Source organism: Mycobacterium sp. NPDC003449 (assembly GCF_053588415.1).
In genome coordinates this window covers 1-15,209 of record NZ_JBSFPX010000184.1, presented here as the reverse complement: position 1 = coordinate 15,209, position 15,209 = coordinate 1, and the positions used below count along the sequence as shown (strand labels likewise).

Below are 15,209 nucleotides of genomic sequence, written 5' to 3'. Positions count from 1 at the left end.
CCCGGGAATGCGCATTCCCGGGTACACCCGCGTCTGCTCGCCCATGTCAGTGAGCGGCCCTGCGGCGCCCGCCCACCCCGGGTTCGGTGCCGATCACCCCGTCATCGATCAGTGCGGCGATCTCCTCGCCGGACAGGCCCAGCGCGGTGAGCAGCTCATGGTTGTGCTCACCGAGCAGCGGCGCGGGCTCGCGGTGAAATGCCCGCGGCCCGTTGGCCAATGTGACCGGCAGGGTGCTGTGTGGTGCGGCCAGGTTCACCGGGTGCCCGACGTGCTCGAAGAACCGTCGGTGCCGCAGCTGCAGGAGCTCCAACTGCCGGTGCGGCTGCATCACCTTGGCCACCGGAACCCCGGCCGGCCACAGGGTGTCCACGACGGCGTCACCACTGCGCGGAGCGCACCACGCGGCCAACCCCTCGTCTATCTGGTCGTGACGCGCGCGCCGCCCCGCCGCCGTGGACAACTCCGGAGCCAACGCCCAGCCTGGGCGGCCGATCGCATCCCGCAGCGCCACCCATTGCGCATCGGTGCTCACCGCGACCGCGACCCAGCAGTCGGCGCGGCCGAACTCGTCGATATCGGCTGTCCGGTACAGGTTCTGCGGCGCCGCCGCCGGGCCCCGGTTGCCGTCGCGCTGCAGCAGCGCACCGTACGCCGAATACTCGATGACCTGCTCGCCAGCGATATTGAGCGCGGCGTCCACCATGGCGGCCTCGACGAGCACGCCTTCACCGGTGCGTCTGCGGTGCTCGAGAGCGAGCATCAACGCGTTGAAGGCATGGATGCCGGCATTTGGATCGCCCACCGAATACGGTTCGAAGGGGGTCCGGTCCGGGTAACCGGTGAGCCAGCTGAGCCCCGACGCGTCCTCGATGATGTAGGCGAACGCGGGGTTGTCCCGCCACGGCCCGTCCAACCCGAATCCCGGCATCCGCAGCATGACGATGTCATCGCGCAGCGCCAGGACCGCATCAAAGTCGAGCCCGATCTGGTCGATCACCCGTGGGGTGAAGTTCTCGACCATCACATCGCAGGTCGCGATCAAGCGCCGCAACAGGTCCCGTCCCGCCTCGGACTGAAAATCCAGGGTCAGGCTCTTCTTGTTGGTGTTGAGCGCGGAGAAGATCGGCGAGCGCTCCCACCACTGCTCCTCGGTGGCCGGGATACCGGCGATCAGCCGGGTGCCGTCCGGGCGTGCGGTCGACTCCAGATGAATGATGTCGGCGCCGAGCATGCCCAACATGTGGGTGCATGATGGGCCGGCCCAGAACGTCGTCATATCCAAAACCCGCAGCCCGCTGAACGGCAACCGGTCGGGGTCCGGCGCGCGGTCGGGACCCGCGCGCCGGACCAGCTCCGAGCCGACCGCGTCGGTGTGTTCGCCGAGTCGCGGGGCGGGCGCCGACGGCCGTAGCGTGACACCCGACAGCCGGTAGGGATGATTGGGCTGGACCACCCCGTCCTGGCTGGGTGCGAACGCGCCGCGTTCGGCGAAATGGTCCATGGCCGTGATGTTCTCACCGTTGCCCACCGGAGAGTTGGGGATGCGGAACGCCGAGGCGATATTGCGGAGATCGTCCACATTCTGCTCGCGTATCCAGCTGTACAACTCGCCGGCATGCTGATTGGCCTGCTCGGTGATGGTGAGTTCGGAGTTCTCGTCGATCCAGTCGTCGTGGCCCGACATCGCGCACAGATCCCACCACTGCTGCGCGGTGCCGCACCCGAGCGCGACCAGACCGTCGGCTGCCTGCGCCACCCCGGGAACGGTGGGCCTGCGCTCGGTGCGCCAAGGCCGCCCGAGCATCTCGAAGTAGGTCACCGGATAGTAGGTGAGCCCGAGGATCTGGGCTTCGAGCTTGGACAGGTCGATGAGTTCGCCGTGACCGTCACGCAGGGCGCGGGCCCGGAACGCCAGGGTCATCGCCGCGGCGTAGGCGCCCGCGAGCCAGTCCCCCACCTGACCGCCGATCGTCACCGGCGCCCGGTCCTGGGTGCCACGACCGATGCCGATCGCGCCACCCGACCAGGCCTGCAGGGTGAACTCGGTGGCCGGCCGGTCGCTCCACGGCCCGTCCAGCCCGAACGGCGTGATCGCCGTGACGATCAGGTGTGGGTGGGAGCGGTACAGCTGCTCGGGCGGTATCTGCTGCGCGACGGGCGATTCCGGCGACCACACCACGGCGTCGGCCGCCGCGACCAGGCGGTCGAGCAGTTCGGGGCCTGCGACGACGCTTCGCTTGCCGCCGGACAGGAAGCCGAACAACGCCCCATCACCGTCGAACTTCGCACCCGACGCCGACCAGCGGCGCAGCGGATCACCCCCGGGGGCCTCGACCTTGATGACGTCTGCCCCGCCGTCGGACAGGATCTTGGTGCAGTAGGCACCGGCGATGCCGGTTGACAGGTCGACGACGGTGTAGGGGGCGAGCGGCCCCGTCGATGCTGGCGCCATATGTCTATTCGGGCTTCGCTCTGTTCTTCTTGCTCAACCGGAAGTCGGGTGGAAACTTGCTGTCGTTGTCGTTGACCGCGCCGGACAGTCCGGTGTCGATGGCTTCGAACATGTCGAGGTCGTCGTCGCCGTCGTTGGCCACGCCGTTTCCCATCGACTCGAAGAACGCGCTGAGCAGGCTGCCCATGTACTCACCCTGCTGTTGTTTGAAGATCTCGAAGAACATCTTCTGCTGAAACACGGTGTCCACCGGGCGGTTCCGCGCACACGCCAGGGCGTACCGCTGCGTCTCGGTTTCAAGCTGATCCCGCGCCACGACCTTGTTGAGGAAGTTGCAGTCATACATCTCGGCGGCGGTGAACGGCCGGCCCGTGAAGACCATCTCCTGAAACTTGCGCAGGCCCATCATCTGCACCCACGTCCACATCCGGGGACCCCAGCCGTGGTACCGGAAGGAGGGGTGACCGAACAGCGCGTCGTCGGAGGAGATCACCAGATCGGCGTCGGCGCACTGGTAGAAGTGCCAGCCGTAGCAGTAGCCCTTGGCCTCGACGATGCTGATCTTCTTGAAGTCCTGCAGGGCGCGGTTACCGGCCTGCGAGTTGGCGTACCAGGCGCTGATGGTGGCGCCGTTGCGGAACGTCCCCTTCGGCGGGTAGGTCACCTCGCCGACGCCCTCGTCCTCCAGGCGCAGCTCCGCGAGCCGCACCGCGGGATTGTCGTTGCCCTCCATGAACTCCGGCAGATCGGCGCCGCTGCCCAGGTTGTCCCCGACGCCGCGGATGATGACGACCTTGACGTCGTTGTCGGCGTTGGCGGCCCGCAGCACGTCGGCGTAGCGCAGCCGTGCCAGCGACGTCGGCGCGTTGAGGAATTCCGGCCGGTTGAACGTGATGGTGGCGATCTTGGTCTTGGGATCCTTCTCGTAGAGAATGATCTCTTCCGGTGTGGGCCGCTCAGACATGGGCGGCCGCACTGTAGGACGGGGCACCGGTGAGCACCTCGGCGCCGTCGGCGGTGATCAGCACCGCATCGCGACTGAACACCGCACCAATGCCCGGCTGCCACACGTGGGCGGTGACCGCCAGCACCATGCCCGGTTCCAAAACCTCCGCATCGTTGGTCGCCCGAAGCTGCGGGGACACCACCGGCGGATCGAAGCCCAGACCGAGACCGTGCGCCACCGGCATGGGCGGGATCTGCTCACCCGCATCGCGGTACGCGTCGAGCAGCGCGCTCGCCGATACGCCCGGCCTGCAGGCACCGAGCAGTCTGTCCCACAGGGCGTCACGGCGGGCATACAGTGCCCCGACACCTCTCGGATCGGTGAGGTCACCGACCGGCCAGGTGCGCGCGACCTCGGCGACGTAGCCGTGTGCCAGCACCCCGGCCGACACCGCCACCAGATCGCCGTCGCGCAACGACCCGTCCCCGGCGCAGCGGCGGAACGGGCTGTCCTTGCTGGTGATCCACGCCGAGTCCTGGGTGGCCGGCGAACTCACCCCGCCGGCGGCTTCGGCTTCCATCAGTGCGCCCGCGAGCATCCGCTCGGTGTTGCCCGGGACCAGATCGGCCACCGCGGCGGCCAGCCCGCGCTCAGCGACAATGACCGCCGCACGCAGGGCGTCGATCTCCTGAGGTGTCTTGGTGCGGCGCGCGGCCCGCATGGCCTGCTCGCCATCGACCAGTTCGGCATTGGGGAATGCCAGCGGCAGCAGCTTGGCGAAATTCGGTGTCAGTGCATCGGTTCCGACCCGCGCGGCGGTTGCAGCGCCGTCGATGGTCTTGAGCACCTCGATGAGCGTCATCGGGTTCCAGGCCAACCCGTAGAGATGCTCGTGCGGAATCTCCTCAGGGATTCCCTCGTCCCAGGTGCTGTTCAGGTGGATGGCACCGGTGGCACACACCAACGAGCAGATCGGGCCGAACGGCCGGGTGCCCGCGACCCACAACTGAGGTGCGCCACTGACGTACCGCACGTTGGCCTGCCGGCCCAACACCAGGATGTCCAGATCGTGGGCCCGCATCTGGGTCAGCACCCGTTCCCGGCGCCCGTACCGCAGGTCCTGGGGGTCGGCCTCTACCTCGGTGCTTGCCTCGGTCCTCATCGCGCCGCTCACAGGTACGGGTCGTACGGGTAGTCGGTCAACGGCATCCAGCCGTCCTCGGTGATCACCACGATCTCCTCGCTTCGATAGCCACCGGTGCCGTCCTCCCAGACCACCGGTTCCAGTACCAGCAACATCCCCGCCGGGAACACGAAGTTGTCGTCGAACTCCTCACCGAGATCGGTGCCGATCATGGGCATCTCGGCCGCGTTGGCGCCGATCCCGTGCCCGATGTAGAAGTGCGGCAGCCATGGTTTGCGCCCGCCGGCGGCCGCGATCGCGGCACGCGCCAGATCACCCGAGGTGGCGCCGGCTTTCGTCACCGCCAACACGGCCCGGAGGATGTCGCGCCACTGGTGGAACTGATCGTGCTGGCGTGCGGTGGGTTCCTGCCCCACGATCCAGGTGCGGCCGAAGTCCGAGCAGTACCCCCCGTAGGTGATCGACACGTCGGTCCACAGCACATCGCCCTTGGCGAGTTCACGCTCGGTCGACAGCAGCGGCAGGGCCAGATCACCGTGCGTGGTCCAGGTGCCTTCGGCCTTGGACGACGGCATCACCTGCCAGATCGCCTCGAGCATGCTGGCGGTGGCACCGAGTTCGAAGGCGCGACGCACGAACTGCGCCGACAGGTCGATCTGCCGCACGCCCGGTGCCAGCGACTTCTGCACGTCGACCATGGCCTCCTCGGTGATCCGGCAGGCCCGCCGGACCGCCGCGATCTGATCGGGCGTCTTGACCAGTTTCGCCGCGCCGACCACCGGCGCGGCGTCCACCGGTGGCTTGCCGGGGAACAGCCGGTCGGCCGCGCGACGCATCGCACCCGTCAGCTCGTCGACCGCCACCGTCGCGCCCGGCCGGACCAGCCCGGCCAGCACCGTTCCGAAATGCTGGACACCTTCCTCGAATTCGAGGTACAGCGGTGGGTGCAGATGGTCGTCGGGCAGATCGGTCCGCAGCGGAGCGCCCTCACGGGCCGGGAGGAACAGGTGCGGGTACTCGTCGTCGGCGAGCATGATCGCGATGGGCCGCTCGACGTGGGAGAGCCCGGCGTCGAGCAGCGGCCAACTCGCGCCCGTCGCGTACACCACGTTGCCGTTGCCGAGCAGGATCAGCGCATCGACCCCCTGCTCGCGCATCGCGGCCCGCAACCGCACGCCGACCTCGCGCCGCATCCGCGCGAAGTCGGGCTCCTCCGGAATATCCAGCGTGGTCATCCCGGCCGTCGCGAACGTGGTCACGAGATCCCCAGGAACTTCTGGATGTTGGTGCTCACGATCTTGGTAGCGGCATCGGGACCGACCGCCTCCACGACGGTGGCCAAAGACTTCTCGGAGTACCCGAACGTCGATTCGTTGTGCGGATAGTCACTGGACCACATCACATTGTCGACCCCGATCTCGTCGATCAGGCGCAGCCCCAACGGGTCCACCATGAACGATGCGCTCATGTGCCGATCCCAGTAGTGCCGGATGTCGTGCTGCAGTTCGTGGTTGAACATGTGCCGGTACGACGCGAGCATGTGCTCGGCGTCCTGCAGGGCCGTCGGCACCCAGGCGATACCGCCTTCGAACCAGCCGATCCTCAGGCTGGGGTGCCGGTCGAGGATCCCGGAGAAGACGTACTTGGCGAACTGCTCGCGGAACGAATCGACGTTGACCATCATGCCGACGACGACGCTGTTGTTCTGGCACGGCGTCTTGGGCGGCGTCTCGCCGATGTGGTGGCTGACCGGCAGACCGGCCGCCTCGATCTCGTCCCAGACGGGGTCCATATCGGTGCTGCCGTAATCGTAGATGTTGCCATCGTCGTCCTTGCCGGGGTTGAGCGGCAGCAGGAAGGTCTTGAGACCGAGGGACTTCAGCTGTTCGAGCGTGCTGCGGGTCCCCTTCGGATCCCACCAGTTGATCAGCCCGACACCGTAGAAGTGGCCGCCCGAGCGTTCCTGCAGCTCGGCCATGACCTCGTTGTAGATCCGGAAGACCCGCTCCCGAATCGCCTTGTCCGGGTAGTGGAACAGGGCCAGCACCGCATTGGGGAACGCCAGTTCCTTGTCGATACCGTCCTCTTTCAATTCCCGGACCCTGGCGTCGATGTTGTTCGACGCGGCCCCGGCGAGGTCGTCGTACTGCATGAGCACGCGACCGAAGTCACCGCCCGTCCAGGCTTTGCCCTTCATCCCGACCATGTAGGCGCCGTCCTCGTACCAGATGCGCGGCGCGGCACCCTTGAGTTCGTCGGGAAAACGATCGTAGAAGATGTCGTCGGCCACCGAGATGTGATTGTCGGCCGAGAAGATCACGGTGCCTTGAGGTAATCCGGCCGGGTCCCCCTCGACCGCATGTCCGCGTCGGTCCTTCGGCGCGCCGAAACCTTCCGGTGGATAGAGCGTTGCGGCAAGGGTGTCCGCCGCGGTTTTCATGGACACTTGGTACTCCAATCAGGGCTATCCGGTTACCAGGCAACGGGAAGTTCGTAGACGCCGTAGGCGAGGCGGTCGTGTTTGAACGGGACCTCGTCGAGAGCGATGGCCAGGCGCAGGGTGGGGATCCGGCGCAGCAGGGTGTGGAACACGATCTGCAGTTCGGCGCGCGCCAGCTGCTGACCGACGCACTGGTGCCTGCCGTAGCCGAAGCCCAGCTGCCCTCCGGCGTCGCGGACCAGGTCCAGCTTCTCGGGTTCGGGGTAGGCCTTGGCATCCCAGTTGGCCGGCGAGAGATCGATGATGATGCCTTCACCGGCGCGGATGGTCTCACCGCTGATCTCGATGTCCTCGACCGCAACCCGGCGCTGACCGGTCTGGATGATGGACAGATAGCGCATCAGTTCCTCGACCGCGTTGGCGATCACCTTGGGATCTTCGGCGTCGCGCAGGAAGTCGGCCTGTTCGGGATTCTCCAGCAGCGCCAGGATCCCGATGCCGATCATGTTCGCGGTGGTCTCGTGACCCGCGATCAGCAGGCCGGTACCGAGTTGGGCCGCCTCCTTGACGCTGATCTCCCCGGCGGTCACCCGCTCGGCCAGATCGGATACCGCGTCCTCGGACGGGTTGGCCTGCTTCTCCTCGACGAGATCGATCAGATACTGGTGCAGGCTCATGGCGCCCTTCTGCATGGCGTCCGCGGCGGCATACCTGGCCAGGCCGGCGTTGGCGTGCTCCTGGAAGAACTCGTGGTCTTCATAAGGGACGCCTAGCATTTCGCTGATCACCACGGTCGGCACGGGCAGCGCGAGTTTCGCGACGATGTCGGCGGGCTGCGGCCCGGCCAGGATCGCATCGATGCATTCGTCGGTGACCTTCTGGATCGCCGCGCGCAGCCCCTCGACGCGGCGGAAGGTGAACGGCTTGGACAGCATCCGGCGGAAGCGGGTGTGCTCCTCGGCGTCGGAGGTGAACACCGACCGCGGCCGCTTTTCGACGGTGGAGAGCATGTGCTCGTTCCAGTGCGGAAAGCCGGAAATGCGGTCGTCGACGCTGACCCGTGAGTCGGCGAACAACGTGCGGGCCTGCTCGTGGCCGGTGACCAGCCACGGCGTACTGCCGTTCCAGATCTTCACGCGGAACAGGCCTTTGGGGTTTCCGAGCATCGGCGACGGCGGCGCGAACGGGCACCGGGCGTCGCGCTCCATCGGGTAGTCGGGGACGTCCACTTCGGTCAACGTTTCAGACATGCAGTCATTCCTCAATATCGATGGCAAGGGCTGGGCAGGCGGCAGCGGCGCGGCGGGCGGCGGCGGCATGGTCCGGGCCCGGGTCGGGTTCCAGCAATTCGACGACGCCGTCCTCGTCGCGCTGGTCGAACACCTCGCCGGCATTGAGCACGCATTGGCCCGAGGACACGCACTTATCCTGGTCAACAACGATTCTCACATCAGATCAACTCCCCGGTGACCGGCGCGCGCCACAGCCCGACGATCGCATCGATCAGCCCGGAGGCCGCCGCCGCCCAGGACGGCCGCGGGACATCGACGCCCTGCGCCAGACCGCGTTCCCGGTCGGCGCAACTGTGCATCAAGAGATTGCGCGCCATGATGTTGCGTTCGGCCCGGACTTCGGCGGGCAGATCGGGTAGGCAGCTGGTCATGCCATCGATGACCTGCACCAGGGACGGTGAGCTGAGCGCGTCGCGGACCACGATGTCGTGATAGGCCGGGTCGGTCATCACCTGGGCGGCGAACCGGGCGTACCAGGTCGGATTCCCCAGTGCGGCAAGGTGGTCGGTGAGGGGCTGAACCAGACAGCCCACCCAGCCCCGAAGATCGGTGGCCGCCCCGGTGGCCGCGACCATCTGTTCACGCAGCTCCTCGATGGGTCCTCGGTGCTTGTGTTCGATCGCCCGGACCAGGTCGGTCTTGGTGCCGAAGTGGTAGCCGACTGCGGCGTTGTTGCCCTGCCCCGCGGCCTCGCTGACCTGGCGGTTGGAGACCGCGAACACGCCATGCTCGGCATACAGGCGTTCGGCCGCCTTGAGGATGGCTTCCTGCGTGCCGCTGGCCCGCGCTACCCGACTGGCTGTGGTCACCGTTACAGTCAACCCTCTTCGTGTAATTAAGTCAAGCAGTTGATTTAATACTCGCCGAGGCGACGGTTTTTGCCGGAAAAACCGCGTTACCCCGCCAAGAACCGTCGTCTCGCGCTAGGACTTCTCCTTGCGCACGATGACCTTGCCCGCGACCGTGCCGCCGTCGATCGGCAGCACCGTCCCGGTGACGTAGCGCGACTTGTCGCCGGCGAAATACAAGGCGGCCTCGGCCACGTCCTCTGCCGTGCCCTCGCGTTTGAGCGGCCGGTCGGCACGCATCTGAGCCCGGATCCCGGCCTCGAACTGCTCGAGCTGCTCGCGGTCCTCGGCCGACGCGGACTTCGCCACGATCGCGGTGCGAATATTGCCGGGCGCGATGGCGTTGACCCGGATCTCGTAATGGGCGAGCTCGATCGCCGCGGACTTGGTGAACTGGATGACGGCGGCCTTGGAGGCGCGGTAGGTCATGACGCCGCCGCCGGCCTGGATTCCGCCGATCGAGGTCAGGTTGAGGATCGAACCTCCGCCACTGGTGGCCATATGCCGTGCCGCGTCCCGCGTTCCGGCCATCACCCCGAGCACGTTCACACCCATGACGTGGTGGAAATCGGCGAGATCGTCATCGAGGAAGCGCCGGTGCATGGTGCCCGATACCCCGGCGTTGTTGACCATGACGTCCAGTCCGCCGAAGTGTTCGACCGCGGCGTCGACCAGCGCGGTGACCTGTTGTGGGTCCGAGACGTCGGTGGGCAGGAACTCCGCGACGTCACCGAACTCGGCGGCCAGCGCCGCACCCCGATCCTTCTCGACGTCACCGATCATCACCCGGGCGCCCTCGGCGGCGAACCGGCGCACCAGTCCTTCACCGAGACCCGCCGCACCACCGGTGACAACGGCGACTTTGCCCGCCAGTTCGTTGCTCATATAGGCCGAAAACCCCTTCCTTGCCGGCCGCACCGCGGCGGCTCTTCGACTCAACCCCTTCGACCAGGTTCAGTCAAGCGATTGATTTAACAGAATAGAGCCATCGCCCCTCCCCCTTGACCTTCAACACCGTTTCGGCCAGAATCCTACAAAGTGTAGGAATACCGATTGGGGGCGCCATGAGCTCGATCCGGGATTGGCTGGCATTACCTTCCGCGGCGCCGGCCGAGGACTACGGGTTCTTCGGACCCAACTCAGTGACCTGGAAGGTGTGGAGTTACCCGACCTCGCTGTCGATCGGGTTCCAGCGTGCGGTCGTCATCGAGGAACTCGATCCCGCGCTCGTCGCGGCAGTCGACCGGACCCAGGGCATCTACCAGCGGCCCAGAACGCGATATGACCGCACCCTGCGGTACTTCGCCATGGTCGCTTTCGACGACAGCGCCTCGACCACCGAGGTGGCCGACGTCCTGGTCAAGATCCATTCCAAGGCCGTCGGCACCGATCCGGTGACGGGGCGGGGGTACGACGCCAACGACCCGGCCTCCCAGCTCTGGATCCACCTGACCGCCTGGCACTCCATCCTGTGCGCTTACGAGAAATTCGGCCCGGGACGGCTTTCTCACCAGGAGGAGACCCAGTACTGGAACGAGTGCGCCCGCGCCGCCGAACTGCAGACGTTCGATCCGGCCGATGTGCCGCGCACCCGTGACGGCATCCGCGAGTACTTCGAGACCATGCGGCCACAATTGATCGGCTCGGACATCGCGAAGAAGGCGATGAACCATCTGCTGCGCGCGGAGGTGATGCTGCCACGGATGCCGCTGCTGTTGCGGCCGGGCACCATGGTGATCACCGCGATGCTGCGCCGGGCCACCCTTGCCACGATGCCACGCTGGATGCGAAAGATGGGTGGTCTGAGCACTTCCCGGGTACTCGACGCCGCCATCGTGCCGCCGATGAGCGCCGCGTTCACGGTGATCTCCATGAGCACCCGGCTGCAACTCATCCTGCTGAGACTGATCTCGCCGGCGACCCTGCCGATCGGCACCCGGGTGCTGCGCGGGATCCCGCCGCACTGCCGGGTCACCCTCACCCCGCGCGAAGCCCAACGGCAGTACGGTTACGCGATCCCCGCCCAGGCACATCTCGAGTTCCGCGAGAAGCAGCTTGCCCGCGTCTTCGACGACGGCCAGGCGCCCAGCGACCAGGGCATCGTCGAATCCGAACCCATCCTCGGCGCGATCAGGTGATGACAATGCTGCGCAACCTGCTCGACATCCGGCTCAGCATCCGCCAACTCGCTTATCTGGCCGTCACGGTGGGGATACCGTATCTGGCTATCGGATTATTCTGGGCCACAAGGCAAACCGACCATCTGCGTACCCTCACCGGATTTGATCTGGCGGCCTCCACGGCCGGCGAGATCGTGGCCTGGCCGGTACTGCTCTTCGCGAATGTGACCCTGGTCTGAATACCGTACTACCTCCGGTCACCGGCGCCAAACGGGTCAGGGCCGAGCATCTCGGACCCGACCGGCGCCGCCCGCAGGTGCTCGACACCGCATTGGCTATCGCCGCCGAAGCGGGTCTCGGCAAGGTGACGATGGGCGCCGTCGCGGCCAGGATGGGCGTCACCAGACCGGTCGTCTATGCGTGCTACGGCGGCCGGGGCGAACTCCTCGCCGCGCTGCTGGAACGCGAAACCGAGCTTGCGCTGAGCGGCCTGATGGCGATGCTGCCGCCGAAGCGGACCGGCTCGATCGAGCAGCTCTTCGTCGACGGATTCCGGCTGTTGCTCGGCGCGGTCGACGAACGGCCCGCATCCTGGCGGATCATGTTCGGCACCGACCCCGATCCCGTGCTGGCCGCCGCGATCGCCAGGGGTCGCAACCAGATCCGCGATCAGGTCGCCGCCGTGATGCGGCCGCTGCTGCAGCGCCGCAAGGTAGCCGATGTCGACACCGTGCTGATCCCGGTCTCGGAGATGTTCCTGGCGATCAGCGAGAGCGCCATCCGGATGCTGCTCGACGACACCCGGACATGGCGGCCCGACGGCCTCGCCGAGATCTTCGGGCCCGCCGCCTACCGCGCGACGCGGGTGGACTGAACCGCCAGGAACTCCAGCAGCAGGTCGTTGACGGCGCCGGGTTGCTCGATCTGCGGGCAGTGGCCCGCAGCCTCGACGACCGCGCTCTGTGCACCGCTGATCCGGCCGGCGATATCGGCGGCCCAGCCCGCGGGTAGCAGCTTGTCCCGCTCCCCCTCGACGATCATGGCCGGCACTCCGATGCGGTCATACGCCCGTTGCGCCGACGGCATCGCCGGCGGCTCCAGACCGGGTCGCCGAAACCGGGCCGCGGCCAGGGCTTCCCAGGCCCCCGGTGCGATGCTGGATTCGTACCTTCGCCGCACATAGGCCTCATCGGCCGCATACGCGGGATCGGCGAACAGCGCGGTGACGATGCGACGCATGCCGTCGAGCGACGCGTCGTAGTCGTAGAGTGCCGCGCTGTGCTCGTTGCGCTGGATCTCCCCGCCCCCGCAGATCGCGACCAGCGATCGGACGGGCAGCCGCGGCGTTTCCGAGGTCGCATCGACCAGCAGGTTCACCGCGCCCATCGAGTTGCCGACGAAATGCGCGGAGTCGACACCCAATTCGGCGCAGAACCTGGCGATGTGGCGGATCCGCATACCCCGACCGTCGTTGAAGTCGACGACCTTGGCGCTCTCACCGAACCCGAGCATGTCCGGGGCGAGCACCCGGTAGTGGCCGGCGAGCTCGCCGATGATGCGCTCCCAGCCGATCTCGGCGCTCACGCCGAACTCGCCGCCGTGCAGCAGCACCACCGGATCGCCGTGCCCCTCGTCGAGATAGCCCGTCCTCAGGCCGTCGACGACGAGGCTGCGACGTCGGTCGGTCATCGGGCTGCCCCGCTGGACCTGGCGAAGGTGAGCACCTGGTTGGCCAGCATGTCGAGCTGATCGCGCACCGGACCCTCGGCCAATTCACCGGTCTCGGCCCAGATCTGGTCGGCGGAGTTGATCGCCACCCCCAGCGGCGTCGGCCAGGCCCGAAGCGCATGTCCGATCGAGCGGAGCTGGCTCAGCGTGCCGACCGCAGCCTGCCACCCGTAGGCACAGCTGATACAGCCCCACGGGGTGTTGTCGAGGTAGACCCGCGGATCCTCGCGGAGATCCTCGATGTAGTCCAGCGCGTTCTTCACCAGACCCGAGATCGCCCCGTGATAGCCGGGCGAGCCCACCACCACGGCATCGGCGTCGCGCAACGCCTTCACCAGTTCCAGCGCGGCGGGGGTGCGGTCCAGGGAATGCGGTGCGTACATCGGCAGTTCCAGATCGGGGCCGGCGAACATCCGGGTCTGCCCGCCCTGGCGCTCCACCGCGTCCAGGCAGTAGCGCACCACTCGTTCGGTCGACGAATCGGCCCGCAGCGTGCCGCCGAGACCCACCACGAACGGCACCTTCTCAGTTGACGTCATATCTCCCTCATTTGATCGCGATGGGATTCACCGGGGAGCCCACGGCTCCGGTCACCCGCAGCGGGGGTGCGATGAGCTGGAATTCGTACACGCCGTCGGTCGCGCAGTCGGCGGCGAGCGCGCCCAGATCCCAGTACTCGCCGAGCATCAGGCCCATATCCCGCAGGCACAGCATGTGCATGGGCAGGAAGGTGCCCGCCACGCCGGTCGCCGGATCGGGATCCTCGACCATCAGATTGTCGGCGGCCACGGCCGCGATCTGATGGTCGTGTAACCACGATGCGCACATCCAGTGCAGGCCCGAACCCGGCTCGGCACCGTCGCCGGTGGCCAAGAACTGGGTCCACCAGCCGGTGTGCACCACCACGATGTCGCCCCGCCCGACGGTGACGCCCTGCGCGGCGGCCACCGCGTCGAGTTCGGCTGGCGTCACCGGGTTTCCGGGTTCCAGGTAGACCTCGGCACCGCGGTAGGCCACCACGTCGAGCAGTACCCCACGACTGGTGATTCCCTTACCGTCCACCTTGTCGATACCGCAGTGAAAGGCCCCGAAGCTGGTGACCGAATCGGCCGGGAATCCGTTGTAGAGCTTGTCGTCGTAGTAGACGTGTGACAGGGCGTCCCACTGGGTGGCGGCCTGCAGCGGCATCACGATCATGTCGTCGTTGAACCGGAACGGATTGTCGACGAAGAACTCGCTGACCTGATGGGCCACCGAGTTGCGCAGCCAGTGCGGCCCGTACTGCGCCAGCGTGTTCGCATCTCCCCCGTCCACCGTCATCACGTGCGTCGGGTTCTGCCGGAACTGGAATGCCCCCTGTGGGCCCGCCGACCCGAAGTCGCCGCCCAGCGAGAACACCTTGCCCCGTTTGACCAGGCCGGCCGCCTCGGTGACCTTGTCGGCGGTGATGTGGTTCAGCGTGCCGAGTTCGTCGTCGTCACCCCAGCGCCCCCAGTTGCAGACATCGTGGGCGACGCGGCGGAAGTCGGTCATATCGGCCACTACTGCACCCCTTCCAGGGTTGCCGCGATCCGGGCGGCGACGCTACCACCGTCGACCCAGATGACTTGTCCTGAGATATAGCTTGCCGCAGGACTGTTGAGGAAGGCCAGCACCGACGCCTGCTCCTGCGGTCCACACACCCGGCCCAGCAGCTTGGGGAACGAGTCCAGGTAATCCTGCCCGTACGCGCCGCGCAACTGCTCCAGTATCGGAGTGTCGGTGACGCCGGGTCCGGTGCAGTTGATCCGGATACCGCGCTCCCCCAACGCCAGTGCCCGCGTCATCCCGTAGAGGATGATCGCCTCCTTGGACAACCGGTAGCCGCCGTCGGCCAGAGCCTCCGGGTGGGCCTCACACCACGCGATTCCGTCGGAGGGCGATGTGGTGGCCAGCAGGCCCGCGGTCTGCGCCGCGTTCTCCCGATAGTTCGCCGCGGCCAGCGATGACACGTTGGCGATCGCCGCACCGTCGGGCATCTTCGGCAGCAGGGCCTCGGTCAGGTGCCGGGTGCCAAGAAAGTTGATGGTCACCACCAGTCGCGGATCGCCGATACCCGACGACACCCCCGCCACGTTGAACAGCGCGTCGACCGGCCCGTCGATCGGGGGGGGCGCCCCCACGATAGAGGGCGGCGCGGCGCGGGGGGCCCCGACGGACACGAAGGGGGGGGGATAGGGGGGGAGCCGGGGATCGG

16 protein-coding genes are annotated in these 15,209 nt (G+C 67.2%); 3 read left to right on the top strand and 13 right to left on the bottom strand.

Features of this window, described 5'->3' with window-relative positions:
* Positions 1–46 precede the first annotated feature (46 nt).
* The 9 genes from ACWDTP_RS31570 to ACWDTP_RS31530 form a co-directional block, all read right to left on the bottom strand.
* Complete coding sequence (locus ACWDTP_RS31570) at positions 47–2,455, bottom strand: CaiB/BaiF CoA transferase family protein (protein WP_450027151.1); 2,409 nt, start codon at positions 2,453–2,455, stop codon at positions 47–49.
* A gap of 4 nt (positions 2,456–2,459) precedes the next feature.
* Positions 2,460–3,419, bottom strand: a complete 960-nt coding sequence (locus ACWDTP_RS31565; RefSeq protein ID WP_450027150.1) for an enoyl-CoA hydratase/isomerase family protein — start codon at positions 3,417–3,419, stop codon at positions 2,460–2,462.
* Positions 3,412–4,563, bottom strand: coding sequence for a M24 family metallopeptidase (locus ACWDTP_RS31560; RefSeq protein ID WP_450027149.1), 1,152 nt, complete (start codon positions 4,561–4,563; stop codon positions 3,412–3,414). The genes ACWDTP_RS31565 and ACWDTP_RS31560 overlap by 8 nt, the downstream gene beginning before the upstream one ends.
* An 8-nt stretch (positions 4,564–4,571) precedes the next feature.
* Entirely contained in the window at positions 4,572–5,780 is a 1,209-nt protein-coding gene (locus tag ACWDTP_RS31555) for a M24 family metallopeptidase (RefSeq protein ID WP_450027153.1), read from the bottom strand.
* A gap of 20 nt (positions 5,781–5,800) precedes the next feature.
* Positions 5,801–6,985 (bottom strand): amidohydrolase family protein, encoded by a 1,185-nt coding sequence (locus ACWDTP_RS31550; protein WP_450027148.1) that lies wholly within the window; start codon positions 6,983–6,985, stop codon positions 5,801–5,803.
* A 32-nt stretch (positions 6,986–7,017) separates the two neighbouring features.
* Positions 7,018–8,235: a cytochrome P450 gene (locus ACWDTP_RS31545; RefSeq protein ID WP_450027147.1), complete on the bottom strand. Its 1,218-nt coding sequence runs from the start codon at positions 8,233–8,235 to the stop codon at positions 7,018–7,020.
* Positions 8,236–8,239: 4 nt separating this feature from the next.
* Positions 8,240–8,434 (bottom strand): ferredoxin, encoded by a 195-nt coding sequence (locus ACWDTP_RS31540; RefSeq protein WP_450027146.1) that lies wholly within the window; start codon positions 8,432–8,434, stop codon positions 8,240–8,242.
* Between the two features lies 1 nt (position 8,435).
* The gene (locus tag ACWDTP_RS31535) at positions 8,436–9,086 is read right to left on the bottom strand and encodes a TetR/AcrR family transcriptional regulator (protein ID WP_450027145.1); all 651 of its coding nucleotides are present in this window, start codon (positions 9,084–9,086) and stop codon (positions 8,436–8,438) included.
* Positions 9,087–9,200: 114 nt separating this feature from the next.
* Positions 9,201–10,010 carry an SDR family NAD(P)-dependent oxidoreductase gene (locus ACWDTP_RS31530; protein ID WP_450027144.1) on the bottom strand — a complete coding sequence of 270 codons (810 nt, stop codon included), beginning with the start codon at positions 10,008–10,010 and terminating at the stop codon, positions 9,201–9,203.
* A gap of 179 nt (positions 10,011–10,189) precedes the next feature.
* On the opposite strand from ACWDTP_RS31530, the gene ACWDTP_RS31525 reads away from it, so the two are divergent.
* The 3 genes from ACWDTP_RS31525 to ACWDTP_RS31515 all read left to right on the top strand — a co-directional run bounded on the left by ACWDTP_RS31525 (position 10,190) and on the right by ACWDTP_RS31515 (position 12,119).
* Positions 10,190–11,263, top strand: a complete 1,074-nt coding sequence (locus ACWDTP_RS31525; RefSeq protein ID WP_450027143.1) for an oxygenase MpaB family protein — start codon at positions 10,190–10,192, stop codon at positions 11,261–11,263.
* Between the two features lie 5 nt (positions 11,264–11,268).
* Complete coding sequence (locus ACWDTP_RS31520) at positions 11,269–11,484, top strand: hypothetical protein (protein WP_450027142.1); 216 nt, start codon at positions 11,269–11,271, stop codon at positions 11,482–11,484.
* Between the two features lie 77 nt (positions 11,485–11,561).
* Positions 11,562–12,119, top strand: a complete 558-nt coding sequence (locus tag ACWDTP_RS31515) for a TetR/AcrR family transcriptional regulator (RefSeq protein WP_450027141.1) — start codon at positions 11,562–11,564, stop codon at positions 12,117–12,119.
* On the opposite strand, the gene ACWDTP_RS31510 is transcribed toward ACWDTP_RS31515, so the two are convergent.
* The 4 genes from ACWDTP_RS31510 to ACWDTP_RS31495 all read right to left on the bottom strand — a co-directional run.
* On the bottom strand, positions 12,095–12,934 hold the full coding sequence (locus ACWDTP_RS31510; RefSeq protein WP_450027140.1) for an alpha/beta fold hydrolase: 840 nt from the start codon (positions 12,932–12,934) through the stop codon (positions 12,095–12,097). The two genes, ACWDTP_RS31515 and ACWDTP_RS31510, sit on opposite strands and share 25 nt — an antisense overlap.
* The gene (locus ACWDTP_RS31505) at positions 12,931–13,512 is read right to left on the bottom strand and encodes an NADPH-dependent FMN reductase (protein WP_450027139.1); all 582 of its coding nucleotides are present in this window, start codon (positions 13,510–13,512) and stop codon (positions 12,931–12,933) included. Before ACWDTP_RS31505 ends, ACWDTP_RS31510 begins: the two co-directional genes overlap by 4 nt.
* 7 nt (positions 13,513–13,519) lie before the next feature.
* Positions 13,520–14,506 (bottom strand): cyclase family protein, encoded by a 987-nt coding sequence (locus ACWDTP_RS31500; RefSeq protein WP_450027152.1) that lies wholly within the window; start codon positions 14,504–14,506, stop codon positions 13,520–13,522.
* Positions 14,507–14,514: 8 nt separating this feature from the next.
* Positions 14,515–15,209, bottom strand: a 695-nt coding sequence (locus tag ACWDTP_RS31495) for a coniferyl-alcohol dehydrogenase (RefSeq protein WP_450027138.1), incomplete at its 5' end; no start/stop codon positions are given.

Coding starts and splice junctions, on each gene's coding strand:
- ACWDTP_RS31525 (WP_450027143.1), top strand. CDS start 10,190: ATGAGCTCGATCCGGGATTGGCTGGCATTACCTTCCGCGGCGCCGGCC.
- ACWDTP_RS31510 (WP_450027140.1), bottom strand. CDS start 12,934: ATGACCGACCGACGTCGCAGCCTCGTCGTCGACGGCCTGAGGACGGGC.
- ACWDTP_RS31570 (WP_450027151.1), bottom strand. CDS start 2,455: ATGGCGCCAGCATCGACGGGGCCGCTCGCCCCCTACACCGTCGTCGAC.
- ACWDTP_RS31555 (WP_450027153.1), bottom strand. CDS start 5,780: ATGACCACGCTGGATATTCCGGAGGAGCCCGACTTCGCGCGGATGCGG.
- ACWDTP_RS31545 (WP_450027147.1), bottom strand. CDS start 8,235: ATGTCTGAAACGTTGACCGAAGTGGACGTCCCCGACTACCCGATGGAG.
- ACWDTP_RS31530 (WP_450027144.1), bottom strand. CDS start 10,010: ATGAGCAACGAACTGGCGGGCAAAGTCGCCGTTGTCACCGGTGGTGCG.
- ACWDTP_RS31505 (WP_450027139.1), bottom strand. CDS start 13,512: ATGACGTCAACTGAGAAGGTGCCGTTCGTGGTGGGTCTCGGCGGCACG.
- ACWDTP_RS31560 (WP_450027149.1), bottom strand. CDS start 4,563: ATGAGGACCGAGGCAAGCACCGAGGTAGAGGCCGACCCCCAGGACCTG.
- ACWDTP_RS31500 (WP_450027152.1), bottom strand. CDS start 14,506: ATGACCGACTTCCGCCGCGTCGCCCACGATGTCTGCAACTGGGGGCGC.
- ACWDTP_RS31565 (WP_450027150.1), bottom strand. CDS start 3,419: ATGTCTGAGCGGCCCACACCGGAAGAGATCATTCTCTACGAGAAGGAT.
- ACWDTP_RS31520 (WP_450027142.1), top strand. CDS start 11,269: ATGCTGCGCAACCTGCTCGACATCCGGCTCAGCATCCGCCAACTCGCT.
- ACWDTP_RS31550 (WP_450027148.1), bottom strand. CDS start 6,985: ATGAAAACCGCGGCGGACACCCTTGCCGCAACGCTCTATCCACCGGAA.